Genomic DNA, 23,588 nt, shown 5'->3' with positions numbered 1-23,588 from the left:
ATCGTTTGAAACGACCATTTCGCAGGACAGGGCAACTTCAGGTTATGGAAAACCTCCGGCGCAAACTGCCGCCTCTATCGAGTCTGATTCCGTTCGAAGCCGCTGCCCGGCTGCAGAGTTTTTCTCGCGCAGCAGAGGAGCTGCACCTTACCCAAACGGCGATCAGCCGACAGATTCGCTCCCTTGAAGAGAATCTGGGCGTGCAGTTGTTCGATCGCAAAAGCCGCGGGGTGTTTCTTACCGATGCGGGCGAAAGCTTTCGCCAGACGGTCGCGGCTGCCCTGTTCGATATCGCTCGGCAGACCGAAAAGCTGCGTCAGCAGCAGTCGTCGACCGGCACCGTGGTGCTGTCGTCGCAGTTGGTGGAAGCGTTCTACCTGTTCATGCCGGCGCTGGCCGGCTTTCACCAGAAACATCCGCATATCGAGCTCAAGCTGCATTCCACGCTGGCGGCCATAGGCGAGGAGCGCGAGCGCTTCGACGTGGCGGTGCAGACCCTCGGCCGAGCCAGTGCCGATCACGTGCTGCTGTTCAGCGCGCCCGATGAAGTGTTTCCGGTCTGCAGTCCCGACTACCTCAAGGGCATCGCCCCGTGGCTGACCCTGGACAATCTGCCCAAGTGCCGGCTGTTGCATTACGAACCCCGTGCGCAGGATTTCGTGATCTGGGATCAATGGCTGGAAAATGTCGGTGCGTCGTTTCGCGTTGGCAGTCAGGGCATGGGCTTCAACAGTTTCCCGGTCATGATGCAGGCAGCTCTGGAAGGTCACGGCGTGGCCTTGGGGTGGGGGATGACCACGCGCCAGATGCTGGCCGACGGCAGGCTGGTGCGCCTGTTCGACAAGCAGTGGTCCATGGGCGACGCGCTGGGGGTCTACAAATGGCATGCCAACCCGCTGTCGCCGGCTGCCCGCCTGCTGGTGCAATGGCTACAGGAGCTGTTGCTCGATCCCCGGCCCGTGCTGGCCTGATCTTCAGTCCATCGCGGCGCGCCGCTGCAGGCAGTCGAGCAGCGTCTGCACCGAACACGCGCAACTCATGCGCGCGGTGGCAAGCCTGACGTGGGGCGCCGGCGGTGATTCGTAGGCGGCATCGATCCCGGTGAAACCGCTCAGCGCGCCAGTGCGTGCCAGCCGATACAAGCCTTTGGGATCGCGTGCTTCGGCCAGCGCCAGCGGCGTGTCGACGAACACCTCGACGAAAGCCTCTTCACCGATGATCTGCCGCGCCAGGGCCCGGTGCGCGATACGCGGTGAGATCAGCGCGACCAGCACCAGGGTGCCGTGGGCACACAGCAGGCGCGCGACCTCGGCAGTGCGCCGCACGTGTTCCAGCCGGTCGTCGTCGCTCAGGCCCAGGTCCCGACAGAGCCCGCGCCGCAGCTCGTCGCCATCAAGCACCACGCAGTCATAGTCGAGGGCGGCAAGTGCCGCCTCGGTAGCCTTGGCGATGGTGGTCTTGCCGGCAGCGGGCAGGCCCGTCAGCCACAAGACCGTTTGGCGCGTGCCGAGGCGCCGCAACATCGGCGGTCGGGCTGTGTCGGGAGAAGGTCTATCCATCGCTTGCTCCATGGTTGGCAAAGGCTTGCAGCACGCGTTTCTGAATATCGTGCACGGCATGTTCGCTGAAACCGCTGCGAGCCGTGTCCACCACCAACCGGCCACCGCTGTAGCCGTGGCTGTGCAGGCCCTTCTGGACACTTTCGCACAAGGGCAGGTCCTCTTCACGCACCACCGCCACGAAATCGATCACCGCCTGCTCCTGGGCATCCGGATGCGGGCCCTGGGTGAACCACTGCACACGCTGCTCACAGCGCTGCGCGCCAGTGGGTACGTGGTGCAACAGGTTCATGTAGCCGCCTGGATAGACCTCGATGCACAGGTTCGGCCAGACATACCAGGCACCGAATTCGCCGCTGCGTGGTGCGTCGGGGTTGGTTGCATAGCCTTGCCGTTCGCCTTGATCGCTGCTCAGATGGGCATGAAAGCCCGGGTGGATGTCGATTCGGTAGCTGCTCAGATCCAGGGTCTGCTGCGACAGACTGGGGTGGCAGCCGGGGCAGTGATAGCACTCCGAATAGTTTTCTACCGAGACCTTCCAGTTCGCTCGCAGCGCATAAGTATGGCTGTAGCTGTGGTGCAGCGACTCGGGCGCGGGCGAGAAGCTGCGCAGTTGCGCTTCGAGCCCGGCGAGCTGGCTGGCCAGGGGTGGAGCGTGCGGGTCGAGGTTGACGAAGACCAGTCCGCACATCACGTCCAGCCGCACGCCGGCGAGGTGCGCGCGGGCAGGCTCGAAGCCTGTCACGTCACAACTGTGCCGGGCGCTCTGCAATCTGCCTGCGTGATCGTAGCGCCATGCATGGTAGGGGCAGGTGATTGCGCCACGCAGTTGCCCGCAGCCTTCGAGCAGGCGATGCGCACGGTGCTGGCAGACATTGTGGAACGCCCTGAGCTGGCCATCCTGGCCGTGCAGCACGAGCACACTTTGCTCGCCGATCTCGCACACCATATAGGCACCTTCGACGGCCAGCCTGGAGACATGACAGGCGTACTGCCAGGTGTGGTAGAAAATATGCTGCACTTCCTGCCCATAGTGATCCGGGTCGAAGTAGAAAACCCCCGGCAGGTTGTGCGAGCGTTCTGCATCGGGGTGGAAATCGCCGGTGTTCAGGGGCACGTTAGCGGTCCTTGGCAATGACTCACTCATGAATGGCCACCGCCTCGCCCAGGGCGTTCGGGCACAGGGTCAAGCCGAGCCCCGGCGTGTCGTCCAGGCGGGCGATGCCACGGCTCACGTGCACGCCGCCCAAAGCCGTGACGATGCTGTGATGGCGGCAGGCATTCCAACTGGCGCGCAGGTATTGGTTGGGGGTGGCCAGGGCCAGGTGCATGGCCGCGGTGTCGGCGATCTGGCTGCCGCCCACGTCTTCGATGTTCATCTGGATACCCTGCTGGATACAGTAGTCGCGCAGCTGCCGGGCCTTGGTCAGCCCGCCGACACGGGCAATCTTCAGGCCGATGGCCTGGGCCGTATTCGAGGCGCTGGCGCGGTACAGGTCGCTGGCGCTGTGAATGCACTCGTCCAGAATCAGCGGCTGCCGCGTCAGGCTGCGGACATGCTGGCACTGTTCCAGGGTTTCGCAGGGCTGCTCGAAATGCACATCGCACTCCCTGACCGCGTTCATCACGGCCACCGCCTGTGCCGGCAGCCAGGCACGATTGGCGTCGAAGGTCAGCTGATCGCCGTTCATGCGCTCGGCGAGCAGGCTCTGGATGCGCGCCAGATCCGCCACCACGCCCGATCCGACCTTGCACGAATGGGTTCGATAGCCTTCGGCATGCGCCAGGTGCATATCGGCCACCATTTGTCGGGGCGTGGCCGTGGGGATGCTGCTCTGCAGGGTCAGCTCGGCGTTCAGGCGTCCCCCCAGCAAGGCGTGCACCGGCAGGTTGCTATGGCGTCCGAGAATGTCCCAGCACGCCATGTCGATCGCTGTCTTGACGTAAGGGTGGCCGGGCAGTGCCTGGTCCATGACCTGGTTGATCGCATTCAGGTTGAGCGGGTTGCAGCCCAGCAGGTGAGGCGCCAGCTCGGCCAGCCCGGCGCGCACGCCGAGGGCGAACGCCGGCAGGTACGAGGCGCCCCACGGGCAGCTTTCGCCGATCCCGGACACGCCCTGGTCGGTCTCGATCACTACGATGGTGCTGTCCAGCGCGCTGTAGTGCAGGCGCCCGCCGGACAGTGCGTAGGGCTTGTCCAGCGGCAAGTCGACCTGGTAGATACGCAGGCGGGTGATCTTCATGATGCGTGCCTCACGGGGTCGATGACGGTGGCGAGGTTCAGCTGATGCAGCATGGGCAGGTGCAGCGAACCCATCAGTTCGGGGAGATCGCGCAGCAGCGCCTGGTTCGGCGTGTAGTGGTCGCGGTGATCATCCACCCAGCTGGCGCCGCAACTGCGGCTGACCACTTGCTCGAGCAGTGACGGCGCCAGGCCCATGGCACGTCCCAACTGCAGTGCCTCCTGCAGCATGGTGTGGTTGATCCAGGCCATGACTTCCAGCAGGCACTGCGCATAGTGACCGCAGGCGGGATGGCTGAGCGGATAGCGAAAGCGTTCCGGCAGGCTCGGCTTGCGCCGCCCGCGCGCGTCGACGACAAAGGTGCCGGGATGGCGATAGGTACGGTCGGCGCCATAGGGCGAGGGCGCAGCGAAACCGTCGATGAACAGGCGGCGCTGGTTTTCCGTTTCCATCAGCGCCACCACCTTGAGATGGTTGGCCTGAGCCGGGTAACGTTTCCCGGCCTGGCGATAGCGCGCCTCGATTCGGCGACCCAGCCGCAGCTCGACATCGAGTTCGTCGGCGAGGGCCACGGTCAGGGCCATGTCCTTGACGGTGATCTCCAGGGTGCAGGAGTGGTCATAGCTGCCGTCGAGGAGCATCGGTGTAACCTGGTCGACCACGAAGCAGTTGGCTCGCGAGTCCTTCGCCACGTCCCACAGCCAACGCAGGTCCAGGCCCTGGTTCTGTGCCACCAGCAACAGCTCGCCCCACGCCAGCGTGGCGCCGTAGAACAACAGGTTGGTCAGCAGCTTGACCGACTGGCCGTGACCGATGGCGCCGACGTGGAGGGTGTGTTGGCCCATCGCATCCAGCACCGGGCGCGCGATGTCGCAGGCCGCTTTCTCGCCGCCGACATAGAAACAGACATTGTTGAAGTCCACACCCATGTGCGAGAGGTTGCTGACCGGTGCTTCCAGGCTCATGACCCCGCGCCGCCCGGCCAGTCGGGCAATATCCAGCGTGTTGTGGTAGTCGGTGGTCGAGGTGTCGATCCAGACCGCGCCCCGGCCCAAGGCTGCCAGCGCGCCGTCATGACCGAGCATTGTTTCGCGTACGTGCCTGGGCAGCGGCAGGCAGGTGATCAGCAGGGCGGCACCGTCGGCGGCAGCCGCGGGAGTCGGTGCCCATTGCGCACCTTGGCTGCGCACCCAGTGTTCGCAACCCGGGTCATGGTCGTGGACGGTCACTGTGAAGCCGTTGTCGAGCAATGCACGAACGAATGGGCGGCCCATGTTGCCTGCGCCGATAAAACCGATAGAGGGGGTCATCGAACCAATCCTTGTGTGTTCAAACCAGTTGGCGGGCCCTTCCAGCGCCCTGTTTGCTTACCCAGATCGAATCGAAGTTCTCCAGCATCACCTCGGCCGTAGAGAAGCTTGGTCCGCCGCCGATGGGTGCGATGATCGCGTCGATATCCGGGTAGATGAAGAACGCCAGCGACACCCGTGCGCTCGGCTGACGATGCAGGACCTGATGGGCCGTGCTGACCAGGCGCTCGTCGGTCCAGCGCTGCAGCATGTCGCCCAGATTGACCAGTACGGCGCCCTCCAGGCACGGCACGTCGAGCCATTGGCCACGGCTGTAGATGCGCAGTGAAGGCTGCGGCAGAGGTTGCTGGATCAGCAGGGTGAGAAAGCCGTTGTCGGTATGTTTGCCGGCCGTTCCCGCCCCGGCTGGATAATATGAAGCGCGCTGGATCAGGGTTGGCTGACGGAAGTGTGCATCGAACGCCTGCGCGGGCAGCTGCAAGGCACTGGCGATGGCTCGGCGCAGCTGGGGGAACACCTGTTGCATGACTTCGACCTGCAGGGCGTAGGCGCATGCGTTCAGACCAGGCGCAAGGTCGTCGTCGGGCAGCAGGCTCGGCCCGCTGAACGGCGCGCCACCGGGCCGGTCGATGCCCCAGTCCAGATGCTGCTTGTTGTCGGGGCCTGCATCGGGATGCAGCGTTTCGCCATAGGCCCCGACGTAACCCCGTGCGGTGTGCGGGTAGCCGGGCTGGTGAGCATGGCCGAAGCGCTGCTTGACCAGCTCTGGCAGCGCGAAGAACGCCTCGGCGGCACTCATGTATCGCTCGATCAGTACCGCTGGAAGCCCGTGATCCACCAGATAGAAGAAGCCGTCTTGCTCGCACGCCGCGCTCAGTTGCGCTAGCGCCCGCGGCTCACGTGCCGCCAGTTGCGCCAGGGAGATGATGGGAAGTACAGGCATGCCGTACGCCCCGTTCATGCGACGCGCAACGCCAGGTAGTGGGCTCGCGCATTTTGCAGGTAGCGGGCCGACATCCGCGCTTCCAGCACGGCAAGTCCCTGCTCGCGGCCCAGGCTCTGCAGCAACGGCTCGAAGCCGGCAGTGTCGAAGTAAGCCTCGCGAACACTGATCACCACCACGCCGCCGGGCCGGGTCATGGCGACCAGGCCGCATAGCGCGGAAGCGGGCAGATGCCCGGGAATGAAGGCGCCGCAGCAGACCACCGCGTCGAAATGCCGAAGCAGGGCCGATGGCAACGGTTGGGTCAGGTCTATCTGGCCGTGTAGATGCTGGTAGGCCCGGGAAGCTTCTGCCTGATCGAGCATGGGTCGGGACAGATCGCAACCGCTGATCTGCCGATAGCCGCGCCCCTGCAGGGTGCGTCCGACCAGGCCGGTTCCGCAGCAGGCATCGAGAACGCGGCTGTCGTGGCGGACGTTGCCTCGCCGCGCGACCGCGTCGAGCAAGTCGACGACCATCGTCGGCCCGCAGTAGGCCTCGGCTTCCACGTCGGCGTCATAGTGGCGGGCCCAGTGATCGTAATAGCGCTCCAGGTTGTGAATGCTCTGGTGCGCCAGCGCATCGGCAATCGAGCGGGTGCTCGAAGCCTCCGCTGGCAAGGCCGTGGGTAGGGCGTTCATGGCTGTATTCATGGATAGCGTCTCGAAGGAAAACTGACGGTCGGTGTCGCTGTCCTAAGAGTTAGCAGCGCGCCAGGGCACGGTCAATCGAGGCGGAACAGGCTGGGTTTGAAAGGATATTTACACTTGGGTACGCACGGTTCGCACTCATCGGCTTGCGCTCGAAGCCCTTGCCGATCGCTAGCGACAAGCGCCCGATGAATGCGGGTTGGCAGGCATGAAAAATCCTGTACAGACGTTTCCCCGTGCCGGTTGTACACGTCCTGGCCACGATATTTTCGATGGCCATGCCGACCTTTTAATCGTGTCTGGCAAGCGGGATTTTCCAGCTGCGAGAGGGTCCCGTGGTGACCCCTTCGACGCTTTGCGCTAACATCGGCGGTGGCCCATGCTGCCCGCCGCTCGCTCCGCAAGGAAAGGTGAAAGCATTTTTGCATCATCACGCCTTCATCCCTCTCTTGATGGTCGAGGCCTGGCAACGCGAGCACCAGCATGCATCGACTCGGGAGTTGTCATGTTTTCAATCGAGCACGCCAAGCAGATGGCCAAGACGCTGCGCGTCGCACTGCAGGCGCAAGGTCACGACGTATCGCATTCCACCGCTCTGGAAATGGTTGCCCGGCAGATGGGGCACAAGGACTGGAACACCGCTTCGGCCAGCCTGACGCCGACTGCCTCAGCGGCGATCGGTTTCGACAAGGCCATCCCCATCCTGCGGATTTTCGACGAAGCCAAGGCTCGCGAGTTCTATCTGGACTTCCTGGGTTTCACGGTCGAGTTCGAGCACCGCTTCGAGGCCGACCTGCCGCTGTATCTGGGTGTCGCGCGCGCGGGCCTGCAACTCCATCTGTCCGAACACCATGGCGACTGCTCGCCGGGCTCGACCGTGTTCGTACCCATGCACGGGGTCGAAGCGTTGCGCGATGAGCTGCTGGCCAAGCGGTATGGCTATGGCCGTCCGCAAATTGTCGAGCAAGGGTGGGGGCGGCTGTTGGAGGTGTATGACCCGTTCGGTAACCGGATTCGGTTCTGCGAGGGGTGATGAGGGCAGGATCGGGTCGGCCGCGGTGGAGTCTTCGCGGGCGATGACCGCTTTCACGGGGGCGTGTTGCCGCTGCTGTTCGGTAGGAGCAGTCCGTGGCCGCGAAACAGGCGCTGCGGACTTTTTTCGGGGCATTAAAAAGCCGGCTTATGGCCGGCTTCTCGTCGACGATCTTGCCTTACTTTTGGTAAGCCGCAACCGCCTGCAACTGATGACCAGCCTGGGCTGGTGAGGGCCAAAGAATACGCAGGGCCGCTTGCGTGTGCAAATCTCTTTTCACCCGATCCCTTTGCAGCGCCCATGAAAAACCCCGGCCGGGGCCGGGGTTTTTCGTACAGCGACGGCTCAGCCCTTGAACGCGGCGACCGACTTGGTGATTTCGGCGCGGGCGGCGTCTGCGTTGCCCCAGCCTTCGATCTTCACCCATTTGCCTTTTTCGAGATCCTTGTAGTTCTCGAAGAAGTGCTTGATCTGTTCCAGCAGCAGCGGAGGCAGATCGGTGTATTCCTTGACGTCGACATACAGCTGCGACAGCTTGTCGTGCGGTACGGCGATGACCTTGGCGTCGCCGCCGCCGTCGTCGGTCATGTGCAGGATGCCGACCGGACGGGCGCGGATGACCGCACCGGGCGTGACCGGGTAAGGCGTCACGACCAGCACGTCGAGGGGGTCGCCGTCGTCGGCCAGGGTGTTGGGGATAAAGCCATAGTTGGCCGGGTAGAACATCGGCGTGGCCATGAAACGATCGACGAACAGGGTGTCGCTGTCCTTGTCGATTTCGTATTTGATCGGCGCGTGGTTGGCCGGAATCTCGATGGCGACGTAGATGTCGTTCGGCAGGTCTTTGCCAGCCGGAATCTTGCTGTAGCTCATTGGGCGTTGCCCCCGTGGTTTGGGCCAGTCTGAAGGCCGTGCAGGCCGAAAATGTGGGCGCGATTATAGGCACATTGCAAGACCGCATGCCATACGCGCCGTGGGCCGCGTGACATCATGCGGCGCCCGCCGACGCGGCTTGCGCCGCTGCTACAGGGAATGGTTTTGCCATCAAGCACGGTGTTGGGGAATGGGATTGGATGTCGACGGCCGACGCGGCGTGGATGAACGCGGTCCCTGTAGCAGCGGCGCAAGCCGCGTCACGGCGTTACGCAGGTCGGGGGAGGGCCGAGAGCCGCTCGAGCGGATCCTGGCGGTAGAACAGGCGCAACTGCTCGTAGACCTGTGGGTAGGCCTGGTGCAGCAAATCCGGCGCGGCGAAGAAATACTCGCTGGTGACGGCGAAGAATTCCGCCGGGTTTTCCGCGGCATAGGGGTCGATGGCCGTTTCCGCCTCCGGATTGGCATCGAGCTGGCGATCAAGGTCGTCGTAGGCGTCCTGCATGGCGCGGGCCCAGTCGCTCACGCGCATGTCGCCATGCAGTGGCGGCAGCCCATTGGCGTCGCCATTGAGCATGTCGAGCTTGTGCGCCAGTTCGTGGATGACCAGGTTGTAGCCATCCCAACCGCCGCTGGCTGCCACACCCGACCAGGCGAGAATCACCGGCCCCTGCTGCCAGGCCTCGCCACTGTGCTCGCCGTCCCATTGATGCTCCACGCCGCTGGGGTCGCGGTAGCGCTGCGGGCTGACGAAATCGTCGGCGTACAGGACTATTTCGTGGAAGCCCTGGTACCAGTCCAGGTCGCCCAGCTGCAGCAGCGGCAGTTGCGCCTGTGCTGCCAGGTGCAGGCGCGCCCGGTCGTCGAGTTCGACGCCGGGCAGGCAGGTCAGGGTCTTGGCCTGCAGGAATAGCACGCAGGCCTCGCGCAGTTGCAGGTCCTGCCGGGCATCGAGGCCGTCGAGGATCGGCAACTCGGCACGCACCGCCTGCCACAGCGATTCAGCGATACGGTGGCGGTTCAGGGTTCGCCGTCGCCGCCAAGCCTTGAACGACCACACGGGATCAGCGCGTCGGTGCGGTGCGGGCCGTGCGGCTGCGCAGCAGGCCGACGATCATTGGCAGCAGCGAAATCAGAATGATCGCGACGATCAACAGGGTCAGGTTCTGCTTGATGAACGGCATGTTGCCGAAGAAGTAGCCCAACGTCACCAGACCACCGACCCACAACACCGTGCCCAGCACACTGAAGCCCAGGAAACGCGGGTAGTGCATCTTGCCGACACCAGCCACGAACGGGGCGAAGGTGCGCAGGATCGGCAGGAATCGCGCCAGGGTTACCGTCTTGCCGCCGTGGCGGGCATAGAAGGCGTGAGTCTGGTCCAGGTAATCGCGGCGGAAGATCTTCGAGTCCGGGTTGCTGAACAGCTTGTCGCCCACGGTACGCCCGACGATGTAGTTGGTGCTGTCGCCGAGGATGGCGGCAGTCATCAACAGGCCAGCGAGCAGGAACGGGTCCATGCCGCCACCCGCGGCCACCGCGCCGGCGATGAACAGCAGCGAGTCACCGGGCAGGAAAGGCATCACCACCAGGCCGGTTTCGCAGAAGATCACCAGGAACAGGATCGCGTAGACCCAGGTGCCGTACTGGGTCACCAGCATGTTGAGGTACACATCCAGGTGCAGGATGAGGTCGATGAAGCTGAATTCCATGGGAGGTACCTGTGCGGATCCGAACGTGAAGAATCCGCGCAGTATACCGATGGGTGAGGCAGGTTTGTTGGGTCGGTGCGCAAGGCCTGCGCAACCGACGAATGGTCACCATGCAGGGCAGCAAGGCATCGTGGGCTCGCAACGGCCGGCGGGGTGCGTCAAGACGCGCCCCGCTGCCATTGAATCAGAAGAAGCCCAGCGGGTTGATGTCGTAGCTGACCAGCAGGTTTTTGGTCTGCTGGTAGTGGTCGAGCATCATCTTGTGCGTCTCGCGGCCCACACCGGATTTCTTGTAACCGCCGAACGCTGCGTGCGCCGGGTACAGGTGGTAGCAGTTGGTCCAGACACGCCCGGCCTTGATCCCACGGCCCATGCGCCAGGCGCGGTTGATATCGCGGGTCCAGACCCCAGCGCCCAGGCCGAACTCGGTGTCGTTGGCGATGGCCAGGGCTTCGGCTTCGTCCTTGAAGGTGGTGATGCTGACCACCGGGCCGAAGATTTCTTCCTGGAAGACACGCATCTTGTTGGTGCCCTTGAGCAGGGTCGGCTGGATGTAATAGCCGGTCGACAGGGCACCTTCGAGCTTCTGCACCTGGCCACCGGTCAGCAGCTCGGCGCCTTCGCTCTTGGCGATTTCCAGGTAGGACAGAATCTTGTCGAACTGTTGCTCCGACGCCTGGGCGCCGACCATGGTGTCGGTGTCCAGCGGATCGCCGCGCTTGATCTGCTCGACCTTCTTCATGACTTCCTTCATGAAGGCCGGGTAGATGGATTCCTGTACCAGCGCGCGAGAGGGGCAGGTGCACACCTCGCCCTGGTTGAAAAAGGCCAGCACCAACCCCTCGGCAGCCTTCTCGATGAAGGTCTGCTCGGCCTGCATGATGTCTTCGAAGAAGATGTTCGGCGATTTGCCGCCCAGTTCCACGGTCGAGGGAATGATGTTTTCGGCCGCGCACTTCATGATGTGCGAACCCACTGGCGTCGAACCGGTGAAGGCGATCTTGGCGATGCGCTTGCTGGTGGCCAAAGCCTCGCCTGCTTCCTTGCCGAATCCCTGGACCACGTTGAGCACGCCCGGTGGCAGCAGGTCACCGATCAGTTCCATCAGCACGGTGATGCCCAGGGGCGTCTGTTCGGCCGGCTTGAGCACCACGCAGTTGCCGGCGGCCAGTGCCGGGGCGAGCTTCCACGCCGCCATCAGGATCGGGAAGTTCCACGGGATGATCTGCCCGACCACGCCCAGCGGTTCATGGATGTGGTAGGCGACAGTGTTGCCGTCGATCTCGGCAGCGCTGCCTTCCTGCGCACGCAGGCAGCCGGCGAAGTAGCGGAAATGATCGGCTGCCAGCGGAATGTCGGCGTTCAGGGTTTCGCGGATGGCCTTGCCGTTGTCCCAGGTTTCGGTGATGGCCAGGGTTTCCAGGTGTTGTTCGATACGGTCGGCGATCTTCAGCAGGATCAGCGAGCGGGCCTGCACCGAGGTCGCGCCCCAGGCGTCGGCGGCAGCGTGGGCGGCGTCCAGCGCCTTGTCGATATCCTTGGCGTTGGAACGGGGAAATTCGGCAATGGGCTGGCCGTTGACTGGCGAGGTGGTGGTGAAGTAATTGCCGTCCACCGGCGCGACGAACTCACCGCCGATATAGTTGCCGTATTTGGCCTTGAATTCGACCTTGGCGCCTGCGGTGCCCGGGTGTGCGTAACGCATGGGGTGTCTCCTGCTGTTGTGGTTCTGTGGAGGACGCGCCGTGGCGCCCAGTAAGCGTAGAACAAAGGCGAGCGCGGCGCCTTGAAACACGTGTAACCCTGCCGACCGGTCGGAGGGGGGCGATCGCCAATCAAAGGATGAGATTTTTCCTACCCTACGCTACCCTGCCTCCACGTTTTACGAGGCCAATCATGCACATTCATATTCTCGGTATCTGCGGCACCTTCATGGGCTCCCTGGCGGTACTCGCCAAGGAGCTGGGCCACCGTGTCACAGGCTCGGACGCCAATGTCTATCCGCCCATGAGCACCCAGTTGCAGGCTCAAGGTATCGAGCTGACCCAGGGCTATGACGCGGCCCAGCTGGAACCTGCGCCCGACCTGGTGGTGATCGGCAATGCCCTGTCGCGCGGCAACCCGGCGGTCGAGTATGTACTGAACAAGGGTTTGCCCTACGTGTCCGGCCCGCAGTGGCTGGCCGATCATGTGCTGCAGGGACGCTGGGTACTGGCCGTGGCAGGTACCCACGGCAAGACCACCACCAGCAGCATGCTGGCCTGGGTGCTGGAGCATGCGGGCATGGCGCCCGGCTTCCTGATCGGCGGGGTGCCGCAGAATTTCGCGGTGTCGGCGCGGCTGGGGCAGACGCCGTTCTTCGTGGTCGAGGCGGACGAGTACGACAGTGCGTTTTTCGACAAGCGCTCCAAGTTCGTCCACTACCGTCCGCGCACGGCGATTCTGAACAATCTGGAATTCGATCACGCCGACATCTTCCCCGACCTGGCCGCCATCGAGCGCCAGTTCCACCATTTGATTCGGACCGTGCCCAGTGAGGGCCTGGTGATCCACCCTACCACCGAGCCGGCCCTGGGCCGCGTGATCGAGATGGGTTGCTGGACACCGGTGCAGACCACCGGCGAGAACGGCCAGTGGCAGGCAAACCTGCTGAGTGCGGATGGATCGCGCTTCGAGGTTTCTTTCGAAGGTGTCGTGCAGGGCACGGTGGAGTGGCCACTGACCGGCCAGCACAACGTGGCCAACGCCTTGGCGACGCTAGCTGCTGCACGCCACGTGGGCGTGGTCGCGCCGTTGGGTATCGAGGCGTTGTGCGCGTTCAAGAGCGTCAAGCGGCGCATGGAGTGGGTGGCCGAAGTGCAGGGCGTTACCCTCTACGACGACTTCGCCCACCACCCCACGGCCATCGCCACTACTCTGGACGGCTTGCGCAAGCGCATTGGCGATGCAGCGTTGATCGCCGTGATCGAGCCGCGCTCCAACTCGATGAAGCTGGGCGCGCACCGCGACGGCCTGCCGGAAAGTGTCCGCGACGCCGATCAGGTCATCTGGTACGCGCCGCCCAACCTGGGCTGGGATCTGGCCGCCACGGCTGCACAGTGCCCGGTTCCGGCCATCGTCGCCGACTCGCTCGAAGCCATCATCGAGCGGGTCAAGGGCCAGGCACGGCCGGGCACCCACGTGGTGATCATGAGCAACGGCGGCTTCGGCGGCCTGCATCTGAAACTGGCGGAGGCCCTCAAATGAGCGGCCCGCAGCGGATCACCCTGGCCATGACCGGCGCGTCGGGCGCGCAGTATGGCTTGCGCCTGCTCGACTGCCTGGTGCGCGAGGATCGCGAGGTGCATTTCCTCATCTCCAAGGCCGCGCAACTGGTGCTGGCCACGGAAACCGACGTCAGCTTGCCGGCCAAGCCGCAGGCCATGCAGGCCTTTCTCAACGAGTACACCGGTGCGTCCGCCGGGCAGATCCGCGTGTATGGCAAGGAAGACTGGATGTCGCCGGTGGCCTCAGGCTCCGGCGCGCCGAGCGCCATGGTGGTGGTGCCATGCTCGACCGGAACCCTGTCGGCCATCGCCAGCGGTGCCTGCAACAACCTCATCGAGCGCGCTGCCGATGTAACGCTCAAGGAGCGGCGGCAGTTGATCCTGGTGCCGCGCGAAGCGCCGTTCTCGACCATTCATCTGGAGAACATGCTCAAGCTGTCGCAGATGGGGGCGGTGATCCTGCCGGCAGCGCCGGGCTTCTATCACCAGCCGCAGACCATCGACGACCTGATCGACTTCGTCGTCGCGCGGGTGCTCAATCTGCTGGATATTCCTCAGGATATGCTGCCGCGCTGGGGTGAGCACCACCACGGCAGCGACGACTGACGCGCCGGCTGCGGGTTATTTGCCCAGGCGCCGCAGCTCGTCCGATTCCACCACGCGCACGCCGTCCTGCTCCTCGAGCGCCAGGCGCCACAGGGCGCGCGCCAGTTGCAGCGCTTCGATGCCGTGGTACTTGCCCGGAATCAGCTTCGACAGCGGCCCGGCAATGCGCTCGGCCAGGCGTGCTTCGACGCGGTCGCCGATCAGCACCGACGGCCGGGCGATGGTCAGTTGCGGCCAGCCCTGGGCACGCAGCGCCTGCTCGGTTTCACCCTTGACGCGGTTGTAGAACACCGAGGATTGCGGGTCGGCATCGATGGCGCTGATCAGCAGGAAGTGGCGTGCACCCAGCTCGCGGGCGCGCTGGGCATAGGCAACGATGAGCTGGTGGTCGACTTCGCGGAACGCCTCTTGCGAGCCGGCCTGCTTGATGGTCGTGCCCAGGCACGAGAAGGCGATGTCCACCGGCCCCTGCAGATCGGCCAGCAAAGGCAGCAGTGGCCCCACCGGGTTGTCCAGGTGCGCGTGTTCGGCCAGGGGGCGGCGGGTGGGAGCCAGGACCCGTTGCACGGTCGGCTCGGCAAGCAGGCGGTCGAGCAGGTGCTCGCCGGTCAGGCCGGTGGCGCCCGCGAGTAGGATGTGCTGCGGGGTCAAGTACATGCAATGTCTCCCTTGATACAGGCAGCGTGAAGCAGATGCCCTATTGCTTGTTGTCAGGCGTGGCGGCGTCGAGCAACGCGCGCTTGGCCTGCTGTTGGCGCAATCGCTGCCAATGCGCCAGGACCCCTTTGGGCGCCCAGATCTGTGGCTGCGAGGCTTCGTAATTATCGGCGATCTCCCGTTCGGCAACGTGCCGGCTGGCAAGTTCGAATGCCTGCTGCAGGTCGTCCGTCTGGTTCAGGGCCTGGGCGAACAGGGCGTCGCCGAAATAGGTGAAGTCGGCTTCTTCGGAGCAGCCGAAAGACACGCGGTCGGCTCGCGAGGCGGTCATGATCAGGGTTTTCTCGTCCCTGAGCGCGGGAATGAACCCGCCCGAATAGCAGGCGGAAATGACCACCACCTTGTCGCGGCCCTTGAGCGGCGCCAGCACCGCGGCGAGTTCATCGGCCGGCAGGTCGCCTAGCTGCAAGCGGGGTTGGTCGAGCACCAGCTCATGCTCGCTGGTGCCGTGGCTGGTCAGGTAGATGAACACCAGGTCTTCCGGTCCGCTGCGCGCGGCCAGCGTCTGCACGCTGCGGCTCAAGGTCTCGCGAGTGGCCATCAGTCGATCGGCCAGGTGGTCGCGGTGGTTGGCCAGGGTGATCTGTCCGACCGCGCCAAAACGACTGGCCAGCATGCCGGTGACGTAGTCGGCTTCGCGCATGAACACGCTTTGCTTGCCATCGCCGGCCAACGCCAGGCTGTACAGTTCGATTGCCGCCGTGGACGGCGGAATGGCCGCGAGCGCCTGCTCAAGCAATTGCCCTTGGTTGAGCAGGCCCAGTTCCAACGGATCGGGTAACAGGTGGCCTTGTGCATCACGGATACGCTGGCCATTGAGCCAGTAGCCGACCTGGCTGCTGCCGTCCTTCAGGGTCAGGCTGCCCTGGCCCTGGTAGGTGTCGTTCTCGAAGGTGCCGCTGTAGACGCTGCCGTCGGCCAGCGCCAGCCAACCCTTGCCGCTGAAGCGCCAGTCGGCGAACTCGCCCTTGTAGTGGCTGCCGTCGCTGGCGAACATCTCCCCCTTGCCGCTGAGCACGCCTTCCTTGAACGTACCGATCCACACATCGCCCGCGGCGTTTTCGTAGCGGCCGCGACCATGCAGCTGGTTGAGGTGGAAGTTGCCGATGTACTGATCGCCGTCGGCATTGCTGAACGTGCCGTGGCCTTCGAGCAGGCCATTGACGAAAGTGCCGCTGAACTGGTTGCCTGCCGCGTCGCTGCGCGTGCCCTCGCCATTGGGTTTGCCGTGGGCGAACCAGCCCTGGTACTGGCTACCGTCGTCGAGCTCGATGTGGCCGGCGCCCGAGTACTGGTCTTCCTTGAAACCGCCACGATAGGAGACGCCGGCTTCCTTGAAAGCCCCTTCGCCCTGGCGTCGACCCTTGACGAAGCCGCCGGTGTAGGTGGTGCCGCGAGCGATCAGGGTGCCTTGACCATGGAACAGCCCGTGGTCGAAGCCACCGGTGTAGACCTCGCCGTTGCGCCCATGCCATTGACCCTGACCCTGCCACTGGCCGTCCTTGAACTGCCCGGCGTAGCCGCTGCCGTTGGGGTAGTCGACCCGGCCCTGGCCCTGCAGCAGCCCATTGACCACCTCGCCGCGATAGCGGCCGCCATCGGGCAGTCGCGCGTCGGGCGGCGACAGTGGCTCGCCATCCCCGCAAGCGGCGATCAACAACGAAAGGGCGAGGGGAGCAAGAAGGCGCATGAGGGGGTCCGGGCGATTGAGGCGCCGAGTATGCCGCAGATGCCGGGGTGGACAACAGATGCCGGGCGCTTTTAAGGCCAGAGCCGGGTGACTGCCGGATGGGTGTGCCGCTGCCGGGCCCGATCAGGGGGTGCGCCATCTTGCATCACCCTGGGGCATGCCATGGGTGCTTATAATGCCTGGCTTGCGAAGGAGACCTGCAATGTTGCTACGCGGTTTGACCTGGCTGGTGCTGTTCCAGCTGCTGGGCACTGCCCTCAATCACCTGCTGCTGCCCGTGCTGCCCGGGCCGATTATCGGCCTGGTGCTGCTGCTCGGCTACCTCATGGTACGTGGCGAGGTTGGCGAGCCCCTGAGCCTGGCGGCCAACAGCCTGCTGCGTTATCTGCCACTGCTGCTGGTGCCGCCTGCCGTGGGCGTGATGGTGTATGCCCAGCAGATTGCCGATGACTTCTGGGCCATCGTCGGCTCGCTGGTGATTTCCGTCACGGTCTCCACCGTGTTCGTTGGTTGGTTGATGCAGCGGTTGATTCGCAGGCGTCGCCGCGATACCCCGGTGCAACCATGATGCTGGACTGGCAAGGCACGCTGCAGGCCGTCATCCACCATCCGCTGTTTGGCATCGGCATCACGCTGGGCGCCTACCAGTTGGTGCTCGCCGGCTACGAAAAGACCCGCTGGGTCTTCCTGCAACCGGTGCTGTTGTCCATGCTGCTGTTGGTCGCGGTGCTGGTAGGCTGCGGGATCAGCTATGCCGAGTACCGCAAGAGCACCGAGATTCTCGGCATCCTGCTCGGCCCGGCGACCGTGGCCCTGGCAGTGCCGCTGTTTCTCAATCTGCGGCGCATTCGCCAACTGCTTTGGCCCACCCTGATCACCCTGGGCCTGGGCGGGCTGTTCGCGACGGTGCTGTGCCTGTTGCTGGGTTGGGGTTTGGGCGCCGACCACATGATTCTGATGACCATGGCGCCCAAGTCGGTCACCTCGCCGATCGCCATGCTGGTGGCAGAGCAGATCGGCGGCGTCGCGGCGCTGGCGGCTGTGTTCGTGCTGATCACCGGCGTCATCGGCGGAATCTTCGGCCCCGGCCTGCTGTCTTTGCTGGGCATCGACCACCCGGCGGCGCGCGGCATGGCATTGGGCCTCAACGCGCATGCCGTGGGTACATCGCTGGCGTTGCAGGAAAGTGAGGAAACCGGTGCCTTCGCGGCGCTGGCCATGAGTCTGATGGGGGTGGGTACCGCTGTTTTCCTGCCGTTGGCCATCAGCGTATTCGCGTGAGGACACAAGCCATGACATTGCCACTCTTTCCCCTCAATACCGTGCTGTTCCCCGGTTGCGTGCTGGATCTGCAGATTTTCGAAGCGCGCTACCTGGACATGATCGGTCGCTGCATGAAGCAGGGCGCCGGCTTTGGCGTGGTCGGCATCATGGCAGGGCGCGAAGTGGGCCAGGCTCCCAGCGCGCATGCCACGGTCGGCTGCGAAGCGGTGATCACCGATTTCCAGCAGCAAGACAACGGTCTGTTGGGTATCCGCGTGCAGGGCGCTCGGCGTTTCCGCATCGAGACCACCCACCTGCAGCGCGATCAATTGCTGACGGCAGACGTGCAGTGGCTGGAAGATCAGGCCGAGCAGCCGCTGGCCGATACCCACGCCGACCTGCAGGCCCTGCTGCTGGCCTTGGCCGAGCACCCGATGGTGGCGGCGCTGGGCATGACCGCCGGTGCTCAGGGCCAGCAGTCGCTGGGCAACCAATTGGCCTATCTGCTGCCGTTCACCGAGCAGGAGAAAGAACAGTTGCTCGCCGAAAGCGACCCGGGCCTGCGCCTGGTGGCGATCCAGGCTCTGCTCGACAGCCTGCAGGGCGACGCCCTGACCTGATGCAAACAGGCCAAGGGCGCCTGGTGCGCTCTCATTCCATGTAGCGATAGCCTTCCAGAGCCGACGGCAGCCCGTGCACGGCAAAGAAACCCAGCAGCAACGTACACGCTGGCACGACCAGCCACCAGACATGCAACGGCATCGCCGGCAGTGGCCGACGGTATTCCACTGCGGCCAGGCACGAGGCACAGACAAAACAGGCCAGCATGCTGCCGGCAATGATGTCGGTCGGCCAGTGAGCACCGAGGTACACCCGCGACAGTGCGATCGACAGCGCCGGAATGCTCGCCAGAATGACCCACACCAGGCGCATGCGCGGTGTCTGTCGACGCCCGGCCAGTATCGCCAGGCTCAGAAAGAACGCGAAGGCCGCCGAGCTGTGCCCGCTGGGCATGCTGAACGTGGTCAGCGGTTCGAGCAGCACGTCGGGCCGCTGGCGGGCGACCAGGTGTTTCAACGAGCCGTTGAGCAGCGCCGTGATCAGCATGGTCGCGCAGGCGAACAGCGCCGGACGCCATTGGCGGGTGATCAGCAGCAGCGCGGTGAGCAGTCCGGCCACCATGAACTGGGTGCGGAAATCACCGATGCGCGTGACCAGCACCACGAAGGTTTCCGCCGCTTCGCTGCGATGTTCCTGGACCAGCGCCTTGAGGCCGTTATCCAGTGCGCTCAGGTGCGGGAAGCCGAAGAACAGGGCGATCAGCATGATCAGCGAGGCGAGGGCGATCAATAACGTTCCGCGCTCGCGGTCGCGCCAGGTGGCATGCAGGCTGAGCCCCATCAACAAGGCGATGCAGGCCGCCACAATACCGGCCTGTGGCCAGAAGTCCTCGGGTAGGGGCAAGCGGAAAGCGGCGCCCGTCGCCCAGCCCGGCAGCAGATAGGCCACCGACCAGCCGGCGGCGGCCACCAGGCTGACCAGAATGAAACGTGGCAACGGCATTTCCAGCATGCCGGCGACCATGGGCAGCATCGGCCGCAGCGGGCCGATGAAACGTCCGACCAAAAGGCTCGCCACGCCATAGCGATGGAAGTAGCCCTCTGCAGTTTCCAGCCATTGCGGGTTCGTGCGCAGCAGCGGCAGGCCGCGGATGCTCTGTTGAAAACGCCGACCCAGGGCGTACGAGATGGCATCGCCGAGAAGACCGCCGGCATAGCCCAGCATCAGTGTTTCACTGAGCGACAACGCACCGTTGCCGGCCAGTACGGCCACAGCGAACAACACCACGGTGCCGGGTACGACGATGCCGGCGATTGCCAGGCATTCGATGCAGGCAATGGCGAAGATCGCCACCCCCAGCCACTGTGGATGCAACGTCAGCCAGCCTGTCAGACTGTCCAGCCATTCGCCCATGAGTCAGGTTCCTTGAAAGATCGAGAAGTAATCGCGGCCGTCTGTCTGGCCGCGACGCAGGGGGTTGCGCGTGCAGAAACGGGCATAGCCGGCATCCACGAAGCGGTAGGGCAGGTGTTCGTCGCGGCCCAGGGGAATACCCAGGCGCGTGGTCTGCAGAACATGGGTGACACGGGCGCCGACATCGTCGACGAAGAGCTGCTCGGTGTCGAAACGCTGGGCGTCCCACACCGGGACCTTCAGGCCCAGGGCTTTGCACAGCAGGGTCTGCCCGGCGCACAGGCGCTCGGCCGGACGTGGCTGACCCGCCGCATCGGGGTTGTTGAGCTGCATCTGGGCAAAGGCGTTGCCATCGGTGTGGGCGTCGAGCCAGGGGTAGGCGGACTTGATCAGTACCGCGTTGCCCGGCCCCTGCGCGCTGAAGTTCAGCGAGTCGCCGCCGCGGGCGTAATACATATAGATGTGGCCGCCTTCGAGGAACAGTGCGCGGCGTTTGTGGGTATAGCCCAGCGATGCATGACTGCCGCGATCCGTGACGTAGTACGCCTCGGTTTCGATGATGCGCGCCGACAGCCAGTACGGACCCTGACGATGGCGGATCACCTTGCCCAGCAATGCACGGGCCAGGGATTGCGCGTCGGTGTCGAAAAAGGCATCGGGCAACGGGTTGAACATAACGGGGTCCATTCGGTGTCGCGGTGGATGATAGCAATTGCACATCGGTGAGGCCCGTGGACATATGTTTAAAGAGGTGTTTTCGACCATCCGCCCGTCATCGCTGTTAGTGGGCGTACGTGACAGCTATAATCAGCCGCTTTCCTCTTTGCCAAGACCACAGAGACCATGACCGAGTCCGTTCTTGACTACATGACCCGCCTGGGTCGCGCTGCCCGTGAAGCCTCGCGGGTCATTGGCCGTGCCAGCACCGCGCAGAAGAATCGCGCCCTGCAGGCTGCGGCCAGTGCCTTGGACAGCGCCCGTGCCGAACTGGTTGCCGCCAACGAGCAGGATTTGGCGGCCGGTCGCGCCAATGGCCTGGACGCGGCCATGCTCGAGCGCCTGGCGCTGACCCCTGCACGCATCGACGGCATGATCGTCGGCCTGCGCCAGGTGGCCAGCCTGCCGGATCCGGTCGGGGCGATCCGCGACATGAGCTACCGACCCTCGGGTATCCAGGTCGGCAAGATGCGCGTGCCACTGGGTGTGGTCGGTATCATCTACGAGTCGCGGCCCAACGTGACCATCGACGCGGCCAGCCTGTGCCTGAAGTCGGGTAACGCCACCATCCTGCGCGGCGGCTCCGAGGCCATCCACTCCAATCGTGCCATCGCCACCTGCATCCAGCGCGGCCTCGCCGAAGCCGGCCTGCCCGCCGCCGTGGTACAGGTCGTGGACACCACCGACCGCGCCGCGGTCGGCGCGCTGATCAGCATGCCCGAGTACGTCGATATCATCGTGCCGCGTGGCGGGCGAGGGCTGATCGAGCGTGTCAGTCGCGATGCCAAGGTGCCGGTGATCAAGCACCTGGATGGTATCTGCCACGTGTTCGTCGACGCCGGGGCCGACCTGGCCAAGGCGCAACGCATCGCTTTCAACGCCAAGACCTACCGCTACGGTATCTGCGGCGCCATGGAAACCCTGCTGGTCGACCAGTCGGTGGCGGCGAGTTTCCTGCCGCCGATGGCGGCGCAGTTCCGCGACAAAGGCGTCGAGCTGCGCGGTTGCCCGCGTACCCGCGACCTGATCGAGGCCGTGCCGGCCAGCGAAGAGGACTGGAACACCGAATACCTGGCGGCCATCCTGTCCATTCGGGTGGTCGACGGCCTGGACCAGGCCATCGAACACATCAACCAGCATGGCTCCCATCACACCGACGCGATCGTTACCGAGCAGCAGGGCCATGCCCGTCGCTTCGTCGCCGAAGTCGACTCCGCGTCGGTGATGGTCAATGCGCCGACCTGTTTCGCCGACGGCTTCGAATATGGCCTGGGCGCGGAGATCGGCATTTCCACCGACAAGATCCACGCCCGCGGCCCGGTGGGCCTCGAAGGCCTGACCTGCGAAAAATACGTGGTGATCGGCGATGGTCAGTTGCGTGGCCAGGAGCCGGTCTGAGTTGACCGCACCGAACCGGCCCGGTCCCTACGCTGTACAATCGCGCACTGCACGTCGAATCGGCGTGCTGGGCGGTACCTTCGACCCGGTGCACATCGGTCATCTGCGCGGCGCCGTGGAAGTGGTCGAGGCCCTGGGCCTGGACGATCTGCGGTTGGTGCCCAGCGCCCGGCCGCCGCATCGCGACCGCCCGCAGGTATCGGCCGAGCAGCGCCTGGCCATGGTGCGTGCCGCGGTAGAGGGGCTGGCGCCCCTGACCGTGGATGACCGTGAACTGGCGCGCGACAAACCGTCGTACACCCTCGACACGTTGGTGTCGATGCGTGCCGAGCTTGACCCGCAGGACCAGTTGCTCCTGCTGCTGGGGTGGGATGCCTTTTGTGGCTTGCCCTCCTGGTATCGCTGGGAAGAACTGCTGCAACACTGCCACATCGTCGTGTTGCAGCGACCTGATGCGGACACCGAGCTGCCGGATGCCTTGCGCAACCTGGTGGCGGCGCGTTCCATCAGCGACCCGCAAGCCCTCAAGGGGGCCTGCGGGCAGATTACTTTCGTCTGGCAGGCACCGCTCGCGGTGTCGGCCACCCAGATCCGTCAACTGCTGGCCAGCGGCAAGTCGGTACGTTTCCTGGTGCCCGACGCAGTATTGGCCTACATCGAGGCGCACGGGCTGTACCGTGCGTCCAATTGAACTGAACGAGTTTTTTTATGAGCAATAAGCAAGCAATCCCCGCTGAAGAAATCGTCGAGCTGACCCAGCTCGCTCTCGAAGACGTCAAGGCTCAGGACATCCTGGTCATCGACGTACGTGACAAGAACAGCATCACCGACTTCATGGTGATCGCCACCGGTACCTCCAACCGCCAGATCAGCGCCATGCGCGAAAAGGTGCGCGAGCTGGTCAAGGCCAAGGGCGTCAAGCCACTGGGCGAAGAAGGCGCGGGCGACAGCGACTGGGTGCTGCTGGACCTGGACACCGTCGTGGTGCACATGATGACCGCTGCCTCCCGCCAGTTCTACGACCTGGAACGCCTGTGGCAGGGTGCCGAGCAGAGCCGTGCCGCCAGCGCTGCGCACCACACCCCTGGCAACCAGGCTCTTAACGACCAAGAGTAGCCTGGGCCATGCGTCTGCGTCTGATCGCGGTGGGTTCGCGCATGCCCAAGTGGGTGGAAGAGGGCTGGCATGAATATGCCAAGCGTCTGCCCGCCGAGCTGGCACTGGACTTGGTCGAAATCCCGCTCAATACCCGCGGCAAGAACGCCGACGTCGCGCGCTTCATCCGCCAGGAAGGCGAAGCGATGCTGGCCAAGGTCGGTCCGGGTGAGCGCATCGTTACCCTGGAAGTGCACGGCAAGCCCTGGAGCACCGAGCAGTTGGCGGTGGAACTGGATCGATGGCGCCTGGACTCGCGCACGGTGAACTTCATGGTCGGTGGTCCCGAGGGGCTGGCGCCGGAAGTCTGCGCCCGCGCCGAGCAGCGCTGGTCGCTGTCGCCGCTGACCTTGCCTCACCCGCTGGTACGGATACTCATCGGTGAACAGCTGTATCGCGCCTGGACCGTGCTGTCCGGGCACCCTTATCACAAATAGGCC

25 protein-coding genes are annotated in these 23,588 nt (G+C 64.5%); 11 read left to right on the top strand and 14 right to left on the bottom strand.

The features are described 5' to 3' along the window. Nucleotides 1-44 precede the first annotated feature (44 nt). Nucleotides 45-971 (top strand): LysR substrate-binding domain-containing protein, encoded by a 927-nt coding sequence (locus IFT57_RS17770; protein ID WP_192152206.1) that lies wholly within the window; start codon nt 45-47, stop codon nt 969-971. A gap of 3 nt (nt 972-974) precedes the next feature. Here IFT57_RS17770 and cysC read toward each other — a convergent pair whose 3' ends face one another. Genes cysC through IFT57_RS17740 form a run of 6 tightly spaced genes read right to left on the bottom strand, consistent with a single transcriptional unit; the run spans nt 975 to nt 6,735 of the window. Then, complete coding sequence (gene cysC, locus IFT57_RS17765; protein WP_244657363.1) at nt 975-1,559, bottom strand: adenylyl-sulfate kinase; 585 nt, start codon at nt 1,557-1,559, stop codon at nt 975-977. Next, complete coding sequence (locus tag IFT57_RS17760; protein ID WP_192152204.1) at nt 1,552-2,676, bottom strand: SRPBCC family protein; 1,125 nt, start codon at nt 2,674-2,676, stop codon at nt 1,552-1,554. The genes cysC and IFT57_RS17760 overlap by 8 nt, the downstream gene beginning before the upstream one ends. A 22-nt stretch (nt 2,677-2,698) precedes the next feature. Next, nucleotides 2,699-3,802, bottom strand: a complete 1,104-nt coding sequence (locus IFT57_RS17755) for a mandelate racemase/muconate lactonizing enzyme family protein (protein WP_192152203.1) — start codon at nt 3,800-3,802, stop codon at nt 2,699-2,701. Then, on the bottom strand, nt 3,799-5,112 hold the full coding sequence (locus IFT57_RS17750) for an NAD(P)-dependent oxidoreductase (protein ID WP_192152202.1): 1,314 nt from the start codon (nt 5,110-5,112) through the stop codon (nt 3,799-3,801). Before IFT57_RS17750 ends, IFT57_RS17755 begins: the two co-directional genes overlap by 4 nt. 19 nt (nt 5,113-5,131) lie before the next feature. Continuing rightward, nucleotides 5,132-6,055: an isopenicillin N synthase family dioxygenase gene (locus tag IFT57_RS17745; protein ID WP_192152201.1), complete on the bottom strand. Its 924-nt coding sequence runs from the start codon at nt 6,053-6,055 to the stop codon at nt 5,132-5,134. Nucleotides 6,056-6,069: 14 nt separating this feature from the next. Then, nucleotides 6,070-6,735 (bottom strand): class I SAM-dependent DNA methyltransferase, encoded by a 666-nt coding sequence (locus tag IFT57_RS17740; RefSeq protein WP_192152200.1) that lies wholly within the window; start codon nt 6,733-6,735, stop codon nt 6,070-6,072. Between the two features lie 514 nt (nt 6,736-7,249). Here IFT57_RS17740 and IFT57_RS17735 point away from each other — a divergent pair. After that, nucleotides 7,250-7,777, top strand: coding sequence for a glyoxalase superfamily protein (locus IFT57_RS17735; RefSeq protein ID WP_192152199.1), 528 nt, complete (start codon nt 7,250-7,252; stop codon nt 7,775-7,777). 345 nt (nt 7,778-8,122) lie between these two features. Here IFT57_RS17735 and ppa read toward each other — a convergent pair whose 3' ends face one another. From ppa to exaC, 4 genes are all read right to left on the bottom strand, one after another. Continuing rightward, entirely contained in the window at nt 8,123-8,650 is a 528-nt protein-coding gene (ppa, locus tag IFT57_RS17730; RefSeq protein WP_122475569.1) for an inorganic diphosphatase, read from the bottom strand. Between the two features lie 268 nt (nt 8,651-8,918). Beyond that, the gene (locus IFT57_RS17725) at nt 8,919-9,710 is read right to left on the bottom strand and encodes a zinc-dependent peptidase (RefSeq protein ID WP_192152198.1); all 792 of its coding nucleotides are present in this window, start codon (nt 9,708-9,710) and stop codon (nt 8,919-8,921) included. A gap of 4 nt (nt 9,711-9,714) precedes the next feature. Beyond that, complete coding sequence (locus IFT57_RS17720; RefSeq protein WP_122475565.1) at nt 9,715-10,362, bottom strand: DedA family protein; 648 nt, start codon at nt 10,360-10,362, stop codon at nt 9,715-9,717. A 184-nt stretch (nt 10,363-10,546) separates the two neighbouring features. Then, nucleotides 10,547-12,067 (bottom strand): acetaldehyde dehydrogenase ExaC, encoded by a 1,521-nt coding sequence (exaC, locus tag IFT57_RS17715; protein ID WP_192152197.1) that lies wholly within the window; start codon nt 12,065-12,067, stop codon nt 10,547-10,549. A 191-nt stretch (nt 12,068-12,258) separates the two neighbouring features. On the opposite strand from exaC, the gene mpl reads away from it, so the two are divergent. After that, nucleotides 12,259-13,608 (top strand): UDP-N-acetylmuramate:L-alanyl-gamma-D-glutamyl-meso-diaminopimelate ligase, encoded by a 1,350-nt coding sequence (gene mpl / locus IFT57_RS17710; protein WP_192048777.1) that lies wholly within the window; start codon nt 12,259-12,261, stop codon nt 13,606-13,608. After that, on the top strand, nt 13,605-14,234 hold the full coding sequence (gene ubiX / locus IFT57_RS17705; protein WP_122795472.1) for a flavin prenyltransferase UbiX: 630 nt from the start codon (nt 13,605-13,607) through the stop codon (nt 14,232-14,234). The genes mpl and ubiX overlap by 4 nt, the downstream gene beginning before the upstream one ends. A gap of 15 nt (nt 14,235-14,249) precedes the next feature. Here ubiX and IFT57_RS17700 read toward each other — a convergent pair whose 3' ends face one another. Both IFT57_RS17700 and IFT57_RS17695 read right to left on the bottom strand, forming a co-directional pair. Continuing rightward, nucleotides 14,250-14,891 (bottom strand): oxidoreductase, encoded by a 642-nt coding sequence (locus IFT57_RS17700; RefSeq protein ID WP_122715004.1) that lies wholly within the window; start codon nt 14,889-14,891, stop codon nt 14,250-14,252. Between the two features lie 40 nt (nt 14,892-14,931). Next, nucleotides 14,932-16,641 (bottom strand): C13 family peptidase, encoded by a 1,710-nt coding sequence (locus IFT57_RS17695; protein ID WP_192152196.1) that lies wholly within the window; start codon nt 16,639-16,641, stop codon nt 14,932-14,934. A 202-nt stretch (nt 16,642-16,843) separates the two neighbouring features. Here IFT57_RS17695 and IFT57_RS17690 point away from each other — a divergent pair, with 202 nt between their 5' ends. Genes IFT57_RS17690 through IFT57_RS17680 form a run of 3 tightly spaced genes read left to right on the top strand, consistent with a single transcriptional unit; the run spans nt 16,844 to nt 18,524 of the window. Beyond that, the gene (locus tag IFT57_RS17690; RefSeq protein ID WP_122715006.1) at nt 16,844-17,209 is read left to right on the top strand and encodes a CidA/LrgA family protein; all 366 of its coding nucleotides are present in this window, start codon (nt 16,844-16,846) and stop codon (nt 17,207-17,209) included. After that, nucleotides 17,206-17,922 carry an LrgB family protein gene (locus tag IFT57_RS17685; protein ID WP_185795130.1) on the top strand — a complete coding sequence of 239 codons (717 nt, stop codon included), beginning with the start codon at nt 17,206-17,208 and terminating at the stop codon, nt 17,920-17,922. Before IFT57_RS17690 ends, IFT57_RS17685 begins: the two co-directional genes overlap by 4 nt. Nucleotides 17,923-17,933: 11 nt before the next feature. Continuing rightward, nucleotides 17,934-18,524, top strand: a complete 591-nt coding sequence (locus tag IFT57_RS17680; protein ID WP_192152195.1) for an LON peptidase substrate-binding domain-containing protein — start codon at nt 17,934-17,936, stop codon at nt 18,522-18,524. A 31-nt stretch (nt 18,525-18,555) separates the two neighbouring features. Here the strand turns inward: IFT57_RS17680 and IFT57_RS17675 are convergent, their stop codons facing one another. After that, on the bottom strand, nt 18,556-19,878 hold the full coding sequence (locus IFT57_RS17675) for a bifunctional DedA family/phosphatase PAP2 family protein (protein ID WP_122795468.1): 1,323 nt from the start codon (nt 19,876-19,878) through the stop codon (nt 18,556-18,558). 3 nt (nt 19,879-19,881) lie between these two features. After that, the gene (locus IFT57_RS17670; protein ID WP_192048763.1) at nt 19,882-20,553 is read right to left on the bottom strand and encodes a DNA-3-methyladenine glycosylase; all 672 of its coding nucleotides are present in this window, start codon (nt 20,551-20,553) and stop codon (nt 19,882-19,884) included. A 168-nt stretch (nt 20,554-20,721) separates the two neighbouring features. On the opposite strand from IFT57_RS17670, the gene IFT57_RS17665 reads away from it, so the two are divergent. Genes IFT57_RS17665 through rlmH form a run of 4 tightly spaced genes read left to right on the top strand, consistent with a single transcriptional unit; the run spans nt 20,722 to nt 23,585 of the window. Beyond that, nucleotides 20,722-21,993 (top strand): glutamate-5-semialdehyde dehydrogenase, encoded by a 1,272-nt coding sequence (locus IFT57_RS17665; RefSeq protein ID WP_122715011.1) that lies wholly within the window; start codon nt 20,722-20,724, stop codon nt 21,991-21,993. Then, the gene (gene nadD / locus IFT57_RS17660) at nt 21,962-22,684 is read left to right on the top strand and encodes a nicotinate-nucleotide adenylyltransferase (RefSeq protein ID WP_192152194.1); all 723 of its coding nucleotides are present in this window, start codon (nt 21,962-21,964) and stop codon (nt 22,682-22,684) included. The genes IFT57_RS17665 and nadD overlap by 32 nt, the downstream gene beginning before the upstream one ends. Before the next feature lie 17 nt (nt 22,685-22,701). Next, nucleotides 22,702-23,109: a ribosome silencing factor gene (rsfS, locus tag IFT57_RS17655; RefSeq protein ID WP_192152193.1), complete on the top strand. Its 408-nt coding sequence runs from the start codon at nt 22,702-22,704 to the stop codon at nt 23,107-23,109. An 8-nt stretch (nt 23,110-23,117) separates the two neighbouring features. Beyond that, entirely contained in the window at nt 23,118-23,585 is a 468-nt protein-coding gene (rlmH, locus tag IFT57_RS17650; RefSeq protein WP_043192648.1) for a 23S rRNA (pseudouridine(1915)-N(3))-methyltransferase RlmH, read from the top strand. Nucleotides 23,586-23,588 lie beyond the last annotated feature (3 nt).

It is taken from the genome of Pseudomonas sp. CFBP 13719 (genome assembly GCF_014842095.1).
Lineage (GTDB): Bacteria > Pseudomonadota > Gammaproteobacteria > Pseudomonadales > Pseudomonadaceae > Aquipseudomonas.
Note: the sequence above shows the minus strand (reverse complement) of the source record. Positions and strands in the feature narration are given on the sequence as shown.

Bases quoted from the DNA above. Each gene is read 5' to 3' on its own strand.
- IFT57_RS17770 (WP_192152206.1), top strand. From the start codon at position 45: ATGGAAAACCTCCGGCGCAAACTGCCGCCTCTATCGAGTCTGATTCCG.
- cysC (WP_244657363.1), bottom strand. From the start codon at position 1,559: ATGGATAGACCTTCTCCCGACACAGCCCGACCGCCGATGTTGCGGCGC.
- IFT57_RS17755 (WP_192152203.1), bottom strand. From the start codon at position 3,802: ATGAAGATCACCCGCCTGCGTATCTACCAGGTCGACTTGCCGCTGGAC.
- IFT57_RS17750 (WP_192152202.1), bottom strand. From the start codon at position 5,112: ATGACCCCCTCTATCGGTTTTATCGGCGCAGGCAACATGGGCCGCCCA.
- IFT57_RS17745 (WP_192152201.1), bottom strand. From the start codon at position 6,055: ATGCCTGTACTTCCCATCATCTCCCTGGCGCAACTGGCGGCACGTGAG.
- IFT57_RS17740 (WP_192152200.1), bottom strand. From the start codon at position 6,735: ATGAACGCCCTACCCACGGCCTTGCCAGCGGAGGCTTCGAGCACCCGC.
- IFT57_RS17735 (WP_192152199.1), top strand. From the start codon at position 7,250: ATGTTTTCAATCGAGCACGCCAAGCAGATGGCCAAGACGCTGCGCGTC.
- ppa (WP_122475569.1), bottom strand. From the start codon at position 8,650: ATGAGCTACAGCAAGATTCCGGCTGGCAAAGACCTGCCGAACGACATC.
- IFT57_RS17720 (WP_122475565.1), bottom strand. From the start codon at position 10,362: ATGGAATTCAGCTTCATCGACCTCATCCTGCACCTGGATGTGTACCTC.
- exaC (WP_192152197.1), bottom strand. From the start codon at position 12,067: ATGCGTTACGCACACCCGGGCACCGCAGGCGCCAAGGTCGAATTCAAG.
- mpl (WP_192048777.1), top strand. From the start codon at position 12,259: ATGCACATTCATATTCTCGGTATCTGCGGCACCTTCATGGGCTCCCTG.
- ubiX (WP_122795472.1), top strand. From the start codon at position 13,605: ATGAGCGGCCCGCAGCGGATCACCCTGGCCATGACCGGCGCGTCGGGC.
- IFT57_RS17700 (WP_122715004.1), bottom strand. From the start codon at position 14,891: ATGTACTTGACCCCGCAGCACATCCTACTCGCGGGCGCCACCGGCCTG.
- IFT57_RS17695 (WP_192152196.1), bottom strand. From the start codon at position 16,641: ATGCGCCTTCTTGCTCCCCTCGCCCTTTCGTTGTTGATCGCCGCTTGC.
- IFT57_RS17690 (WP_122715006.1), top strand. From the start codon at position 16,844: ATGTTGCTACGCGGTTTGACCTGGCTGGTGCTGTTCCAGCTGCTGGGC.
- IFT57_RS17685 (WP_185795130.1), top strand. From the start codon at position 17,206: ATGATGCTGGACTGGCAAGGCACGCTGCAGGCCGTCATCCACCATCCG.
- IFT57_RS17680 (WP_192152195.1), top strand. From the start codon at position 17,934: ATGACATTGCCACTCTTTCCCCTCAATACCGTGCTGTTCCCCGGTTGC.
- IFT57_RS17675 (WP_122795468.1), bottom strand. From the start codon at position 19,878: ATGGGCGAATGGCTGGACAGTCTGACAGGCTGGCTGACGTTGCATCCA.
- IFT57_RS17670 (WP_192048763.1), bottom strand. From the start codon at position 20,553: ATGTTCAACCCGTTGCCCGATGCCTTTTTCGACACCGACGCGCAATCC.
- IFT57_RS17665 (WP_122715011.1), top strand. From the start codon at position 20,722: ATGACCGAGTCCGTTCTTGACTACATGACCCGCCTGGGTCGCGCTGCC.
- nadD (WP_192152194.1), top strand. From the start codon at position 21,962: ATGGTCAGTTGCGTGGCCAGGAGCCGGTCTGAGTTGACCGCACCGAAC.
- rsfS (WP_192152193.1), top strand. From the start codon at position 22,702: ATGAGCAATAAGCAAGCAATCCCCGCTGAAGAAATCGTCGAGCTGACC.
- rlmH (WP_043192648.1), top strand. From the start codon at position 23,118: ATGCGTCTGCGTCTGATCGCGGTGGGTTCGCGCATGCCCAAGTGGGTG.